The sequence below is a fragment of the Bordetella sp. N genome, assembly GCF_001433395.1.
Classification (GTDB): Bacteria; Pseudomonadota; Gammaproteobacteria; order Burkholderiales; family Burkholderiaceae_B; genus Bordetella_C.
Genome location: NZ_CP013111.1, coordinates 4,981,713 through 4,996,669 on the forward strand (window position 1 = coordinate 4,981,713; position 14,957 = coordinate 4,996,669).

General features: G+C 64.9%; 16 protein-coding genes. 8 read left to right on the forward strand and 8 right to left on the reverse strand.

Annotation, left to right across the window (positions count from 1 at the left end; translation table 11 throughout):
* Window positions 1-52 precede the first annotated feature (52 nt).
* Genes ASB57_RS21445 through ASB57_RS21465 form a run of 5 tightly spaced genes read right to left on the reverse strand, consistent with a single transcriptional unit; the run spans window position 53 to window position 5,146 of the window.
* Window positions 53-739: an MtnX-like HAD-IB family phosphatase gene (locus tag ASB57_RS21445; RefSeq protein WP_057654051.1), complete on the reverse strand. Its 687-nt coding sequence runs from the start codon at window positions 737-739 to the stop codon at window positions 53-55.
* Window positions 732-1,646: an HlyD family secretion protein gene (locus ASB57_RS21450; RefSeq protein WP_057654052.1), complete on the reverse strand. Its 915-nt coding sequence runs from the start codon at window positions 1,644-1,646 to the stop codon at window positions 732-734. Before ASB57_RS21450 ends, ASB57_RS21445 begins: the two co-directional genes overlap by 8 nt.
* Window positions 1,643-2,410 (reverse strand): ABC transporter ATP-binding protein, encoded by a 768-nt coding sequence (locus ASB57_RS21455; RefSeq protein WP_057654053.1) that lies wholly within the window; start codon window positions 2,408-2,410, stop codon window positions 1,643-1,645. The genes ASB57_RS21450 and ASB57_RS21455 overlap by 4 nt, the downstream gene beginning before the upstream one ends.
* Window positions 2,411-2,420: 10 nt before the next feature.
* On the reverse strand, window positions 2,421-3,557 hold the full coding sequence (locus ASB57_RS21460; RefSeq protein ID WP_057654054.1) for an ABC transporter permease: 1,137 nt from the start codon (window positions 3,555-3,557) through the stop codon (window positions 2,421-2,423).
* Window positions 3,554-5,146 (reverse strand): TolC family protein, encoded by a 1,593-nt coding sequence (locus ASB57_RS21465; protein WP_082621744.1) that lies wholly within the window; start codon window positions 5,144-5,146, stop codon window positions 3,554-3,556. Before ASB57_RS21465 ends, ASB57_RS21460 begins: the two co-directional genes overlap by 4 nt.
* 121 nt (window positions 5,147-5,267) lie before the next feature.
* On the opposite strand from ASB57_RS21465, the gene ASB57_RS21470 reads away from it, so the two are divergent.
* From ASB57_RS21470 to rimO, 4 genes are all read left to right on the forward strand, one after another.
* Window positions 5,268-5,981: a response regulator gene (locus ASB57_RS21470; protein WP_057654056.1), complete on the forward strand. Its 714-nt coding sequence runs from the start codon at window positions 5,268-5,270 to the stop codon at window positions 5,979-5,981.
* Entirely contained in the window at window positions 5,978-7,066 is a 1,089-nt protein-coding gene (locus tag ASB57_RS21475; RefSeq protein WP_057654057.1) for an ATP-binding protein, read from the forward strand. The genes ASB57_RS21470 and ASB57_RS21475 overlap by 4 nt, the downstream gene beginning before the upstream one ends.
* Window positions 7,067-7,221: 155 nt before the next feature.
* Complete coding sequence (locus ASB57_RS21480; RefSeq protein WP_057654058.1) at window positions 7,222-7,473, forward strand: DNA-binding transcriptional regulator; 252 nt, start codon at window positions 7,222-7,224, stop codon at window positions 7,471-7,473.
* A gap of 160 nt (window positions 7,474-7,633) precedes the next feature.
* Window positions 7,634-9,022, forward strand: a complete 1,389-nt coding sequence (rimO, locus tag ASB57_RS21485) for a 30S ribosomal protein S12 methylthiotransferase RimO (protein WP_082622044.1) — start codon at window positions 7,634-7,636, stop codon at window positions 9,020-9,022.
* A 92-nt stretch (window positions 9,023-9,114) separates the two neighbouring features.
* Here rimO and ASB57_RS21490 read toward each other — a convergent pair whose 3' ends face one another.
* The gene (locus ASB57_RS21490; RefSeq protein WP_057654059.1) at window positions 9,115-9,663 is read right to left on the reverse strand and encodes a bacterioferritin; all 549 of its coding nucleotides are present in this window, start codon (window positions 9,661-9,663) and stop codon (window positions 9,115-9,117) included.
* Between the two features lie 285 nt (window positions 9,664-9,948).
* Between ASB57_RS21490 and ASB57_RS21495 the strand changes: the two genes are divergently transcribed.
* From ASB57_RS21495 to ASB57_RS21505, 3 genes are read left to right on the forward strand one after another with little or no spacing between them, the layout of a single operon-like run.
* Window positions 9,949-10,536: a TIGR00730 family Rossman fold protein gene (locus ASB57_RS21495; RefSeq protein ID WP_057654060.1), complete on the forward strand. Its 588-nt coding sequence runs from the start codon at window positions 9,949-9,951 to the stop codon at window positions 10,534-10,536.
* A gap of 4 nt (window positions 10,537-10,540) precedes the next feature.
* A complete protein-coding gene (locus ASB57_RS21500; protein ID WP_057654061.1) occupies window positions 10,541-11,095 on the forward strand; it encodes a hypothetical protein in 555 nt (184 codons plus the stop codon).
* A gap of 8 nt (window positions 11,096-11,103) precedes the next feature.
* Window positions 11,104-11,730: a pyridoxamine 5'-phosphate oxidase family protein gene (locus tag ASB57_RS21505; protein ID WP_057654062.1), complete on the forward strand. Its 627-nt coding sequence runs from the start codon at window positions 11,104-11,106 to the stop codon at window positions 11,728-11,730.
* 280 nt (window positions 11,731-12,010) lie between these two features.
* On the opposite strand, the gene fmt is transcribed toward ASB57_RS21505, so the two are convergent.
* Both fmt and def read right to left on the reverse strand, forming a co-directional pair.
* Complete coding sequence (fmt, locus tag ASB57_RS21510; RefSeq protein WP_057654063.1) at window positions 12,011-12,946, reverse strand: methionyl-tRNA formyltransferase; 936 nt, start codon at window positions 12,944-12,946, stop codon at window positions 12,011-12,013.
* Between the two features lie 2 nt (window positions 12,947-12,948).
* Complete coding sequence (gene def / locus ASB57_RS21515; RefSeq protein WP_057654064.1) at window positions 12,949-13,461, reverse strand: peptide deformylase; 513 nt, start codon at window positions 13,459-13,461, stop codon at window positions 12,949-12,951.
* 211 nt (window positions 13,462-13,672) lie between these two features.
* Here def and ASB57_RS21520 point away from each other — a divergent pair, with 211 nt between their 5' ends.
* On the forward strand, window positions 13,673-14,914 hold the full coding sequence (locus ASB57_RS21520; RefSeq protein WP_057654065.1) for a DNA-processing protein DprA: 1,242 nt from the start codon (window positions 13,673-13,675) through the stop codon (window positions 14,912-14,914).
* Window positions 14,915-14,957: the final 43 nt, after the last annotated feature.

Here is a 14,957-nt window from a genome sequence, read left to right on the forward strand (position 1 = left end):
CCCGACCGAAGCTGCGGCGCGCCTATCGTTGAGAAGAAGGAACCGGATTGCATCATGTCACCATCCCAGTCGAAGTACTCGAAAGCACGACATCGTGCAGATGCTCGATGGCGTCGCCGAAGCCGCGGAATTCCGCGTGAGGAATGTTGTTCTCGCGGCAATGCGCGATCAGGCTGCCCTTGGCCAGCACGAAGTCCGCCTTGCCCGCCACGCAATAGTCGGATCTGCCGTCGCCGATATACAGCACACGTTGGCCAGCCGTCTGCTCGCGCGCCAGATGGCCGCACTTGCAGTTCGCGCTCGCACAATTTCCGCGGGCCCACGGGGTTCCCAGCGTCCAGCGCCGTGGCCCCGCGGGCTGGAAGCTGTTCGCCAGGATGGGAAGATCGCCCAGCCCTTCCCTGGTGAGAACCGTTTTGATGGCGCAGTCCAGGCCATCGCTGACCACCTGCACGGGGATGCGCAGCTCGCGGGCGAGCGCCACGAATCGGGCGAACTGCGGATCTATCGTGATCTGCTTGAGGCTCTCGTGCAGCTCCGCGACGCTCATGGAAAGCAAGCGGACCTGAGCCGTCATGCAGGCCCTCGACCCGATTTCTCCACGCTCCCAGGCCCCCTCGAGCGCTTCCCAACCCGTCATGCCATACCGGTCCAACAAGGTGTCCATCACGTCCTGACGGCTGATCGTGCCGTCGAAATCGGTCTGTATCATCCAGCGCGATGCGCATTGCTCATTCATAGAAGTTCACCCTTACCGTTTGACCCACCAAAGCCCGAGCCGAACCATCGAAGGCCAGGGTTCCTTTCACAACACGCACGGGACCGCGCTCCGTGTCTTCGTCCTGACGTCCGTCGCCGTACACCGGGCTCAGCCGAACCAGATGTGCCGCAGGGAAAGCATCAGCGCCGTCGGCCGATCCGGACTCGCCCTGCACGATCGCCCGCATGCCTACCCGCACGGCGTTGACATAGGCGGCGTTCACTTCGACTCGCACGACCAGCGGGCGGTTGGGCATCAGCGCCACGGCGCCCGCGCCTGCCGCCAGGTTCGATCCTCTTTGCGCGAAGACCGCCGTCACCACACCGTCTTCGAGCGCGCGCAATTCGAACGAACGGACCTCGGTGGAGGCCTGATCCAGGCGCTTTTGGGCGACGGCGACTTCCGCTTTGGCGACCGCCACGTCGGAAAGCGCGGACTGCAGGCGTTCATTGGCCTGGTCGACTTCCTGACCCTGGGCAGCACCCTCGCGCGCGGCGATCCTGTATTGGTTCAGGCTGCGGCGCAGATCGGGCAAGCGCTTCTCACCAGCCAGCAGTCTTTCGTTCGCCAGCGCCAGCTCGGCGCTCGCGACCCCGGTGGCCGCCATCGCGGGGGCGTCGTCCTGCGTCAGCAGCAGTTGGCCTTTGCGGACCAGATCTCCTTCCTTGACCATCACGGCCGTGACGGTGCCGGACGCGGCGGGCGACAGGACGGCGAGCCCACCTTCAACATCGATCCTGCCGCGGGCGACCGCCACGATTTCATGGCCGTCCAGGGTCGGCTTGCCGTAAGGCTCGGCCGCGACACTGTCGTCCAGGCAGCCGGTCAGCGTGAAAGTCGCGACGAACACCAGCGCCGTCGCTCGAAGGCGAAGAATGTTTTTCATGATTTTTCTCCCGGCACGGGGGTGCCTGATTGGTTTCCTGACCTGCGCTCGTCGGTACGTACGGCGCCGTCTTCCATTGCGACGACACGGTCCGCATGCCTGATCAGGCGGGGATCGTGGCTGACGCACAGTACGGTTGCGTTGTGTTGGTTCGCGAAGCGGTGCAGCAGCTCGATGACCCGCTGCCCGTTCGCCGCGTCCAGCGCGCTGGTTGGCTCGTCGGCGAACAGCAGTTTCGGCCGCTTCGCGATGGCTCTTGCTATCGCCACTCTTTGTTTCTCGCCGCCGGAAAGCTGAGCCGGCCGCATCGATGCCCGATGCGACATGCTCACATCCCGCAGAGCTTCCATGGCGAGCTCACGGCTTTCCGCCTTTTTCATTCCCATATAGCCAAGCGGCAGCTGCACTTGTTCCACTGAAGTCAGCGCGGGGAAGAGATTGAATCCCTGGAACACGAAGCCCGTGTGCTTCAATCGGAACTGCTCCCGCGCTTTGGCATTCATCGCGGCCAGGTCCTGGCCGTAGGCCCTCACCTGGCCGCCGTCCGGCAGCTGCAGGCCGGAGAGCAGCGACAGCAAGGTGCTTTTCCCGCATCCGGATGGCCCCGAGACGAGCGTCAACTCACCCGCATGCACGGCGACATTCAAGCCGCGCAGGACATGCACGTAGGACTCGCCTGCCTTGAACGACCGGCACAAGCCGACGGCCTGCAAGGTTGGCGCGGAAGGCCCGGCCCCGGTCTTTGGATCGAAATCGCTGGACATGACTATTCCCTTAGCGAAGAAGAATGGAGGGATCGGTGCGCATCAGGCTGCGGCATGCCATCACGCTGGACAACAGCGCGAGAATGGCCACCAGCGCGGCGCAGCCCAAGCCCACGATGGGCGTCATCGCCACCGGCACCTGATAGAAGGCGGCAAGCGCCAGCAGGATCGTGCTGACCACCGACGCCAGCACCAGCCCCAGCCCGCCCAGGATGCATGCCTGCACCAGGACGACCCGAGCCAGGGCGCCGCGGCTGGCGCCCAGCGCGTTGAGCGTCGCGTATTCACGGGCGGAGGCCGACACGATGGATGACAGCGACTGGTTCGTGATGATCGCGCCGACCAGCGTGACGATCAGCGCCATGAACAGAACGGCTACACCAGCGCCCGTTTCCAGCAGCCACTGCAATTGCGAGCGCAGGGCGAAATCGCGCGCGGTCCAGACTTCGAGGCGGCCGAAACCCGGGTCGATGTCCGCCATTCTTTGGCGCACGATGGGAGCGCGGCTGGGATCGGCCAGGGACGCCACGTAATAGGTGCTGCCGTCGCGCGCGTCGGAACCGGCTATCGTCCGCGCCGTTTCCCATGAGGACAGCACGTTGGTCCCGCCCAAGCCGCGCAGCCCGGGCAGGACGCCCACCACATGCACCTGTTGTCTGTTGATCCAGGCACGCCCGCCGACGGTGACGCCCAGCGTGCCAAGGTCGGCCTTGTCCACGATCACCGCGCCAGGTTCGCGCAAGCGCCTGCGAAGGTCGGCCGGTAACACCGTCGAGAACATCAAGGCGTCGGCGGCAGTGGAGATTCCCGACACGTAAACAGGAACGCCGGCGGATCGGATCGAATCCGAGACCCAGTCCCCGTCCACCCACTGGTACGCTTCAACCGCGGTAACCTCGGGGTCCATGCGCAGCCTGAACTCGGCGTCCGCGCTGACCTGGCGGCCGTGGCTGACGCTTTGGGTTCCGGGATAGCCCGCCCACAGGTCCGCGGATGACGCGTTGACATACAGGGCCGCCGTGCCGAAGATGCCGAGCACCAGGGCCGCCTGCACGGCCAACAGCACGCCCGCGAAGCCCACGGACAGGATGACGGGCAGAAACCGGCGCCATTCGTGAATGATGGTTTTTCGTGCGAGAGCGATCATGGCTTTTCCTCCGTGACTGGCGTGAGCGGAGCGCCACCCAGTGCCTTGTAGAGCGCGATGAACGCAAGTGATCGCGAAGCCCGGGCCAGCGTCAGGTCGGACGACGTCTCCAGGGATCGCTGTTCGTCATCGATAGACTCGAACGCGCTGGATATTCCCAACTCGGAGCGGCGGCGCTGCATGTCCCGCTTGCGGCTCAACACCTGGTTGGCGTTGGTCAGCGCGGCGACACGATCCTGCTCGATCTGATACGTGGACAAAGCGCCCTCGACTTCGGACGCGCCGCTCATGACGGCCTTGCGGTAGCCCAGCAAGGACGCGTCCATGCGCTTCTCACCTGCCTTCACTTCGGCCCGCAGCCGTCCCCAATCAAACAGCGGAATCGAGATCACCGGACCGATGGAAGGCAGGTAGTTATTGTTGGCGCTTCGATTCGTCGTGATGTTGTGCGAATACAGAATCGTTCCCGCCAGGCTCAGGCGGGGGTAGAGCGCGGCTCTTGCGATACCGACGCGCGCGGCAGCGGCAAGCACTTCCGCTTCGGCTTCGCGCACATCCGGACGCGAGCGCAGCAGATCCGCGGGCACCTGCTGCAAGCGGAATGCGGCCAGGTCCGGCGGGGTGGCGGCCGTGGCCCACGCCGCATCGGGCGCCGCTCTGCCAAGCAGAAGCGCAAGCGCGCGTGCATGCTGCGCGGCCGTCTGCCGCATCGCCGCGATTTCCGCCTGCCCCTGTTGCAGTCGCAAGGATGCGTTGGTGATTTCATCCGCGTTGGCAAGACGCGTATCGCTGCGGACTTTTGCCAGGTGCGCCGCGCGCTGATCTAGGGCGGATATTTTCTGCAGATTGGCCAGCTGCCAGTTCGCCACCGTCATGTCGAGGTAGTTGCGCACGACACCCGCCACGACCGCCACCCGAATGCCTTGCTGCTTCGCTTCGGCGCCGCCGACTTCCGCCGCGCCAAGCCGCTCTTCGCTTTCACCGCCACCGAAGAGATCCAGCTCCCAGGACGCGTCGATGCTGGCATGGAAGAATGAATGCCTGCCCGAGGCATCCTGCACCGGACGCCCGCCCGCGGACACGACGGGCAGATAACTGGAGCCCTGTCGACCTGACAGTTGTCGCTCCGCTTCGAGCAGCTTCTCGGCCTGGGCGATGTCGAGGTTTCTCTGTAAAGCCTCATCCACCAGCGCGTTCAGGGTGGAATCATTGAAGGCGGTCCACCACGACCGCAGGTCCACGGAAGGCCCCTGGGCGCCGGGCTGCTGCGCCCAGGTGTCGGGCACGTCCGCCGGCAATGTGGGTGTTGGAAGGGCGACACAGCCACTCAGAAAAGTCGCAAGCAACAGCGCGCCACCGGCGTACCTGAAAGATCTTTGTTTTTCCGACATAAGCGCACTCGAGGGCCCGTCAGGGCATCCGTCTGTCCATTTCGATTCGATGGCCGAAGCTTGAGGGCTGGTCGTTGCGTGGACATGCAGGCCATGTGGAGGCTTGATGAACGCGGTGGTCTTTTGCAGGTAAGCGCGGCGCGCGTTCGCGCAGAAAAATCCGACAGAGTGAGGCGTGATGTGATTCGTGAGAATCATCTGAATGCACGTAAAACGCGTCTATTGAGAGGTATTCAAAAACGTGCAAACGCCGCTTATGGGTCAGTTATAAGCAAAGCCGAGCGGTATATATGATTCCGCGAATTACCGGTGATTTTTTATGAGCGTGACCAGATCCAATTCCTTGGTCCTGATCGTCGAAGACGAACTGGATATTTTTGAAGTCGTGAAAGCCTATGTGGAGCGCGAAGGTTTCAGCGTCGTCGGCGCGACCGACGGCGCATCCGCGTTGACACTGCATGGACAACTCAAGCCCGACCTGGTGCTGCTGGACGTGCAGCTGCCGATCAAGGATGGATGGCAGGTGCTTGCGGAATTGAGAACCCGCAGCCAGACACCCGTCATCATGTTGACCGCCCTGGATCAGGACGCCGACAAGCTGCTGGGGCTGCGCATCGGTGCCGACGACTACATCGAGAAGCCTTTCAATCCTGCCGAAGTCGCGGCGCGAGTTCGCGCCGTCCTGCGGCGCTCACAGATGTCCGGCAGCTCACACAAAGCGGAGCTGCTGCGCGTGGGTCCGTTCACCGTCGACATCGAGAGCCACGAAGCATTGGTCGATGTCGCCGGCGAGCCGCATCCCCTGCCGCTAACGCCCACTGAGTTCAATCTTCTGAGCCGCCTGATGAAATTTCCGCGCAAGGTATTTTCGCGCGATGACTTGCTCGTTACCTGCCTGCCCGAAGGCGAGACGATGGAGCGAACGGTGGACAGTCACATCAGCAAGCTGCGCAGGAAACTGCAAGACCATGGAATCACCGGTTTCCCGGAAGGTGTCCGGGGCATTGGATATCGCCTGGGTGTCAGGCAATGATTGCCGCAAGCAGTCTGCGCGGACACTTGGCGCTGTCGCTGATCGGGCTGGCCATCGGCATCAGCACCATGACGCTGACGGGCGCCAGCGTTTTCTACGGACTGCTGCTGTATCAGACTCAAGGGGTTCCCCCATCGCTGACGGAGTGGTTGCCCGACAAATTCGAGTTGGTGTGGGCCATCGCGGCGACCGTGGTTTCGGTATTCATTGCCGTGGTCAGCGCGGTTCGCCTTGCCCAGAAATTTCTTATCCCGCTCGGCTCCGTGGCGGCGAACCTTCGAGTGGTGGCGCAAGGCGACCTGAGCGCACGCGCCGTGGACGGACTGGGATCCCCGCTCGAAATCTCCCAGCTTGTACAAGACTTCAACTCCATGGCCGAGACGCTGCAGCGCATGGCCAACCAGCGCGCGGTCTGGAATGCGACGATCGCCCATGAGCTGCGCACGCCCGTCACGATTCTGCAGGGACGGCTGCAGGCGCTGAACGACGGCGTGTTCTCCGCCAGCCCGCAGGAGTTCCGTCGGCTCCTGTCCCATGTGGAGGGGCTGACTCAATTGATCGAAGATCTGCGGTCGGTGGCGCTGGCAGAAAGCTCCCAGCTGGCGCTCGGTATGAGATGCGTTGAAGCGTCGCGCGAGATCTCGCTGGTCCTCGAGTCCTATCAGCCGCGACTGGCTTCGGCCGGCCTGACTCTTGAGACGCAACTGACCGAACAGGTGGTCGAGTGCGACCCGATCCGCCTGCGGCAGGTCGTGATCGCGCTGCTGGAGAACGCCGTTCAGCACGCCGCGCCGGGGAATGTAAGGGTCAGCACCGTGGTCGAAGAGGGGCGTCTGTACCGGGTCCGGGTCGAAGACAATGGACCGGGGGTGTCGGAGGAGCTGGCGACGGACATCTTTGAAGCGTTCTACCGCTGTACGCGAACAGGAGCGTCCCCGACGGGTGGCAGCGGACTGGGCCTGGCGGTGGTTCGCGCGATCGTCCTGGCGCATGGAGGAACGGTCATCTGCGTGCCCAGCTCGCTGGGGGGCGCCGCCTTCGACCTGCGGTTTCCGCTCCTGGCCCACGAGAGCGCGGCCACCTGAACCTGGGTGTTGCACCCGTGCCAATCCCGGTGGACAACCCCAGCAGGAACTCCGGCAATGCCGTATAATTCCGGCCCATCCCCGCTGTCAGCTCCGGCGCGACGGCGTGCAACGAGGTAGCGGCAATGACGCGCGCTGCCTGAATAACCCACGATATGAATAAAGCAACCCCATCGGGGCATTCCGCCCGATGGCTGGCATCACGCATCAGCGAAGCCCGTACCCAAGTGGGCCTGCCCCAAGCCGAATTCGCCGATTTGCTCGGCGTGAGCGTCCGAACGCTGCAGGATTGGGAACAAGGCCGACGCAACCCTTCCGGCGCGGCAAGAACCCTGCTGCAGGTGGCCATCCTCCATCCGGAAACCTTGCGCGACCTGCCCCCCTGGCATGCGGCCGAGCCAGCCTGACCTGAAGAATCTTCGACGAATATCCTTGCCGCACGGCCCCGGCCGCTGCGCGAACCTACGGTGAAATAGATTGGAAATCCTGGAAAAATCCCGCTCCGGCGTGAGCGCCGACAACACGCCCGCCTCGGCCATCCACGCCGACGGCGGTAACGGCGCCGACATCGGTGGCGCCGGTAACGGCAATAGCGGCGGTAGCAGCGGCAACGGTGGCCAGAGCGGCCGCACGCCCCGCGTCGGTTTCGTCAGCCTGGGCTGTCCGAAGGCGCTCGTGGACTCCGAGCGCATCCTCACGCAGCTGCGCACCGAAGGCTATGAAGTCACGCCTTCCTACAACGACGCCGACGTCGTGGTGGTCAACACCTGTGGCTTCATCGACAGCGCCAAGGCGGAATCGCTGGACGCCATCGGCGAGGCCATCGCCGAAAACGGCAAGGTCATCGTGACGGGCTGCATGGGCGTGGAAGAAGCGGTCATCCGCAACGTGCACCCCAGCGTGCTGGCCGTGACCGGCCCGCAGCAGTACGAACAGGTGGTGCGCGCCGTGCACAGCGCCGCCCCGCCCAAGGCCGACCACAATCCCTACCTGGACCTGGTGCCGCCGCAAGGCGTCAAGCTGACGCCGCGCCACTACGCCTACCTGAAGATTTCCGAGGGCTGTAATCACCGCTGCAGCTTCTGCATCATCCCGTCCATGCGCGGCGACCTGGTCAGCCGCCCGGTCGGCGACGTGTTGAACGAAGCCGAACGCCTGGTCAAGGCCGGCGTCAAGGAACTGCTGGTCATTTCGCAGGACACCAGCGCCTACGGCGTCGACGTCAAGTATCGCAGCGGCTTCTGGAACGGCCGCCCGGTAAAGACCCGCATGACCGAACTGTGCTCGGCCCTGTCGGACCTGGGCGTGTGGACGCGCCTGCACTACGTCTACCCCTACCCGCACGTCGACGAAGTCATCCCGCTGATGACCGAAGGCAAGATCCTGCCGTACCTGGACATCCCCTTCCAGCACGCCAGCCCGCGCGTCCTCAAGCTGATGAAGCGCCCGGCCTTCGAAGACAAGACGATGGCGCGCATCAAGCGCTGGCGCGAAGCCTGTCCGGACCTGACGATCCGCTCCACCTTCATCGTCGGCTTCCCTGGGGAAACCGAAGAAGACTTCCAGTACCTGCTGGACTGGATGACCGAAGCGCAGCTGGACCGCGTGGGCTGTTTCCAATATTCGCCGGTGGACGGCGCGCCCGCCAACGCACTGGAAGGCCATGTGCCCGATGAGGTGAAGCAGGAACGTTGGGAACGCTTCATGGCGCACCAACAGGCGATTTCCGCCCAGCGCCTGCAAGCCAAGGTCGGCCGCGAGATCGACGTGCTGATCGATGAAGTCGACGAAGACGGCGCCATCGGCCGCAGCAGTGCCGACGCCCCCGAAATCGACGGCAGCGTCTACATCGCGTCGGACCGCGACCTGAAGCCCGGCGACATGGTGCGCGCGGTGGTTACCGACGCGGATGAGTACGATCTGTGGGCTGACGAGATCGACACGCCGCGGGCGTAATCCGGCCAAGCTGGATGCACTGACGCGCACCTGACGCTCACGATCAAACGCGCGCCACGGTTAACCGTGGCGCGCGTTTTTTTATTGCGTACTCAGCCCAGGAAGTCCGACAGATCGTCGGCGTGTTCTTCCTCGACCGCCAGGATCTGCTCCAGCAGACGGCGCGTGGTCGGATCCTTGTCGCCGATGTACTGCACCATCTGCTTGTAGCTGTCGATGGCGATACGCTCGGCGATCAGGTTCTCCTTGATCATGTCTTCCAGGGTGTTGGCCTCGACATACTCCGAATGGCTGAGCTTGCTCAGGCGGTCCGGATTCAGGTCGGGGGCGCCACCCAGCTGCACGATGCGCTCGGCCAGGCTGTCGGCGTGCTGCTGCTCTTCTGTCGCGTGCTCGGCGAATTCCGCGGCCACGGGCTCGGCATTCATGCCGCGAGCCATGAAATAGTGGCGCTTGTAGCGCAGCACACAGACCACTTCGGTGGCCAGCGCTTCATTGAGCAACTTGAGCACGGTTTCCCGATCTGCTTGGTAGCTGTCGGTGACCGCACCGTCTTCGATGTCCTTGCGGGCCTTCTTGCGTATGGCGTCGACGTCCATGTTGAATTTGCTCGTATCGGCCGAACGGGTAGGCATATCCATGGCGTACTCTCCTGATCGCGTTGTCGTGAATGGAACGGCGTCCTGCGACGCCGTTCTTGCGGAATTCCTGATGGTGGCCGGCTTGCCTGTTGAGCAAGGAAACGACCACCGGACCGCTATGTCGGGGGACTTACGCAAGTGCCGTGCCGCGGGCTGTAAACTACCCAGCTTGCCCCGGGCGCCCGCCGCCCGGCCCGGCGGGCAATATTGCCGCCGTGGGACCGTTGAGCAGGAAAAAAGCGCCATGCGCTCCCTGCGAGCCGGCCCCTGCACACCGACGTATCCATGGCACTTGAAAATATCTGCGTGTACCTGGGCTCCAATTCGGGCCGGCAACCTGTCTATGTGGAACAAGCCGCGGCCTTCGGCCGGGAACTGGCCAGACGCAACCTTGGCCTGGTGTATGGCGGCGCGCGCGCGGGCACCATGGGCGTGCTGGCTGACGCCGTCCTGGCCGCGGGTGGCCGCGTCATCGGGGTGATCCCGGAAGCGCTGGTGGCCAAGGAGATGGCCCATGCGGGACTGACCGAACAACACATCGTCGGTTCCATGCATGAACGCAAGACCATGATGGTGCAGCGGGCCGACGGCTTCGTCGCCCTGCCCGGCGGCGCCGGCACGTTCGAGGAAATCTTCGAGACCTGGACCTGGGCGCAGCTGGGCATGCACAAGAAACCTTGCGGCCTGCTCAATATCGCCGGCTTCTACGACAAGCTGGCCCAGTTCCTCGACCATGCCCGCGACGAAGCCTTCATGCGTCCGGAACATCGCGCGATGCTGATGGTTGACAGCGATCCGGGCAAATTGCTGGAACGCTTCGAGGAATACCACGCACCCACTGTCTCGAAATGGATCAGCAAAGGAGAGCATTGAAATTATGACCCTTCCGCAACCCACCAGCGAAGACCTGCTGCGCGATTACTTCCATGGCAAGGACGAGAACCGTCCGCTGTATATCGCGCGCGCCTTCGCGCCGGATGCGCGCCTGCGCATGATCCTGAAGACCCAGGCCATCGCGTTTCCGTCCGAGGTCGAAGGCGAGCCCGGCATCGCCGATACGCTGGTGCGCAAGTTCGGCCAGACCTATGAGAACGTGTACACCTTCTATCTGGCGCGGCCGACCGCCGGCGCGCGGCTGGATCAGTTCGTGTGCGACTGGATGGTGGCCATGACCGACAAGACCAGCGGCCAGGTGCGCGTGGGCTGCGGCAGCTACGACTGGCGCTTCCAGGCGCAGCCGCATCTCGTCCGCGAGCTGGCCATCACCATCGATGCGATGGAAGTGCTGCCGGCCGATAACGCCGGCGCGGTTTTCGACTGGATCACCGCTTTGCCTTATCCCTGGACGGACCGCGCCACGATTTCCGCGGGCGCGCCCCAGCTGCCGGCGCTGCGCCCGGTGCTGGCCTATCTCAACCGCGCGGACGCGTAGGAACTGCCATGAAAATCGATGCCGCCCACCGCATCGGCGACCTGGAGACCCTGGCCGCCTTGTATGGTCAGCCCAGCGAGGCGTCCCTGCTCAAGGAAACGCCTTATATCCACCCGCATTACCGCGCGTTCATTGAAGCCGCGCCTTTCATGGCCCTGGCGACCAGCGGGCCCAGAGGCCTGGACGTTTCGCCGCGCGGCGATCCGGCCGGCTTTGTCACCATAGACGATGAACATACCTTGCTGCTGCCGGACCGGCGTGGCAACAATCGCGTCGACAGCCTGCGCAATGTCATCGCGGATCCGCGCGTGGCGCTGCTGTTTCTGGTGCCTGGTGTGGGCGAGACCCTGCGCGTGAATGGCCGCGCGGAGATCAGCGTGGATCCCGCGCTGCTGGCCCGCTTCGAAGTGGATGGCAAGCCGCCGCGGTCAGTGCTGGTGGTGCATGTGGAAACCGTGTTCTTCCAGTGCTCGCGGGCGCTGGTGCGTTCACGCCTGTGGGATCCGGCCACGCAGATCGAACGCAGTGCGCTGCCCAGCACGGGCAAGATCATCAGCGATATCAGCAAGAACGGCTTCGACGGCGAAGCCTACGATAAAGCGCTGCCGGACCGGGTCCAGCAAACCCTGTATTAGGGCCCCCCCGTACCACGCTACGCGTGGCCCCCCAGGGGGCGACACCGGTAGATCGGGGACCCGGCTCCGCGGTGTCCCCGATCTACCGGGTTCTTAAGAACGGAAGTCGCTCAAGGCTGCCAGCCGCGCACGAAGACGTCGATAGGCTGGCGCTTGCCGCCAGAGCAGCGGCCCCCCCGTACCACGCTGCGCGTGGCCCCCCAGGGGGCGACACCGGCGGACCGGGGGACCCGGCTCCGCGGTGTCCCCGATCTACCGGGTTCTTAAGAACGGAAGTCGCTCAGGGCTGCCAGCCGCGCACGAAGACGTCGATAGGCTGGCGCTTGCCGCCAGCTTTCTGGACTTCCAGCAAGCGCAGGATGCCGTCGGCAGTGGCGATGTCCACGCCTTCCGGCCCGGCATGCAGCACGGTGCCGGGCACGACCGCCGGCTGGTCCGCCGGCAAGGCGCAAGCGCGCCAGACTTTGATCGGATCGTCCAGGCCAGGCAGGCGCGCCGTCGCGCCCGGGACCGGATTGAAGGCGCGCACCCGGCGCGCCAGCAACGCCGCCGTCTGCGTGAAATCCAGCGGCGCCTCGGCCTTGTCCAGCTTGGCCGCGTACGTCACGCCCTCTTCGGGCTGCCGCTCGCGCCGCAGCGTGGGCAGCGTGGCCAGGGCCTCGACGATGGCCTTCGCGCCGGCATCCGCCAGCGCGTCATGCAATTCAGCCGCGTTCTGATCCGCGCCGATGTCCACCGGCAGCACCAGCAGCATGTCGCCCGTATCCAGGCCTTCGTCCATCTGCATGATGGTGACGCCGGTGCGCTCGTCGCCAGCCTCGATGGCTCGCTGGATGGGCGCCGCGCCGCGCCAGCGCGGCAGCAGGCTGGCGTGGATGTTCAGGCACCCGGCGGTGGGCAATTGCAGCACCCAGGCCGGCAGGATCAGGCCGTAGGCGGCCACCACCATCACGTCCGGCGCCGCGGCCAGCAACTGCTCGCGCGCTTGCGCCGCTTCGTCGGGATAGCGTCCGTCCAGGCGCAGGCTGCGCGGCTGGGCCACCGGGATGCCGGCGGCCAGGGCGGCCTGCTTGACAGGGCTGGGGGTGAGCTTGAGCCCGCGTCCGGCCGGACGGTCGGGCTGGGTCAGCACCAGGGGAACTTCATGGCCGGCGGCCAGGATGGCGTCCAGCGCCAGGCGGGCGAATTCCGGCGTACCGGCGAAGACAACGCGCATGGTCAAGCCCGCAGCGCTTCGCGCTCGGCTTTGCGCAGCTTGGTCTTGATGCGATTCTGCTTGAGGAAAGACAGGTACTCGACGAAGACCTTGCCGTCCAGGTGATCCAGCTCGTGCTGCACGCACACCGCCAGCAGCCCGTCCGCTTCCCGCTCATACGGCTTGCCGTCGATATCCAGCGCCTTGAAGCGGATGCGCGCGGAGCGCTCGACTTCGTCGTAGATCTCCGGCACCGACAGGCAGCCTTCCTCGTAACGCTTGCGCTCTTCGCTCTTCCAGGTGATTTCCGGGTTGATCAAGACCAGCAGGTCGTTGCCTTCCTCGGACACATCGATGGTCACCACGCGCTCATGCACATCGACCTGGGTCGCGGCCAGCCCCACACCGGGCGCCGCGTACATGGTTTCGGCCATGTCGCGCACCAGCGTGCGGATACGTTCGTCCACTTCCGCGACCGGCTTGGCGATCTTGTGCAAACGCGGATCGGGATAACGGAGGATATTGAGCAATGCCATGACGTAAGCCTGCCGGGGGTCAGCGCGGCAGGCGGAATGAGAGTATGGGAACCCTGTAATGATAAATCATCAACGACTTGATTTCTAATAGTTTTCGGCTAATTAAGCGATAAAGGGGACATTATCTGGATCCCTCGGGCAATCGTTTGGGGACCGCGCGGTTTGGTCACGGTGGCGCGGCAGGCGCCAGCCTGCCATGCGACACTGCCGCATGCCGCTCGCTCATGATCCCTCAGAACTTTCGGCCTGGCTGCGCCTGTCGCTCGAACCCGGCTTGAATCCCGCTGACGCCTACGCCCTGCTCGGCGCCACGGGCCTGCCTCAACACCTGTACGCCAGCTCCATCGCCGACCTGGCGCAATGGGTGCCGGCACCCCTCGCGCGGCAGTTGGCGGCCCCGCCCCTCCCGGCCTTGGCGGCACGCATCGCGGCAGCGCTGGATTGGGTAAGCCGGCCAGGGCATCACCTGCTCTGCCTCGCGGACCCCGCCTATCCACGCAGCCTGCTGGACGTCGGCGACCCGCCGCCCCTGCTCTACGTGCGGGGCAACCCCGCCATGCTCTGCCAGCCGGCGCTGGCCATTGTGGGGGCGCGCAATGCCAGCGTCGACGGCCGCGACAACGCCCATGCCTTCGCCCGGCATCTGGCGGCGCAAGGCTGGAACATCGTCAGCGGCATGGCCGCCGGCATCGACGCGGCGGCGCACGAAGGCGCGCTGGCCGTGGCCGGCAATGGCGCCATGACGTCACACGATCGCAACACGGAGGGCGGCATGATGTCAGGTGACACGCCCACGGGCGGCACGATCGCCGTGTTGGGTACGGGCGTGGACGTGGTGTATCCCGCGCAGCATGCGGACCTGGCCGACCGCATCGCTCAGCTGGGCGCGCTGGTCAGTGAATTTCCCTTGGGCACCCCGGCCCTGCCGCAACATTTTCCTCGCCGTAACCGGCTGGTGGCCGGGCTCAGCCGCGGCGTGCTGGTGGTAGAAGCCGCCAGCCGCAGTGGCTCATTGATCACCGCGCGGCTCGCGGGCGAATACGGCCGCGAAGTCTTCGCCATTCCAGGCTCGATTCACTCTCCTTTGACGCGCGGCTGCCATGCCCTGATCCGCCAAGGCGCGAAATTGGTGGAAAGCGCCGAGGACATCGAAGATGAATTGGCCGCGCCAGGGCAAAGCCCCTTGCGGCCAGCCCCGAAGCGGCAACCCGGGAACGTCGAAACGGCGGACGCCGTAGCCGGCACGCAGCACGACCCAGCGACTACGACGGTGCTCGCCTGCCTGGGCCACGACCCCGTGCACCGCGAACTGCTGATGCAGCGCTGCGGCCTGCCCAGCGCCGACCTGGACGCGGTCCTGCTGCGGCTGGAACTGGCTGGCAAGGTGGCTCGCCGTGAAAGTGGGTACTACCAACGTAGCAGCGCAAAATCCGCGGCTCGCGGCAAGGACTAAAATCCGCCGCAGGAGTCACACGAACAGAACCAAGAACAGGAAT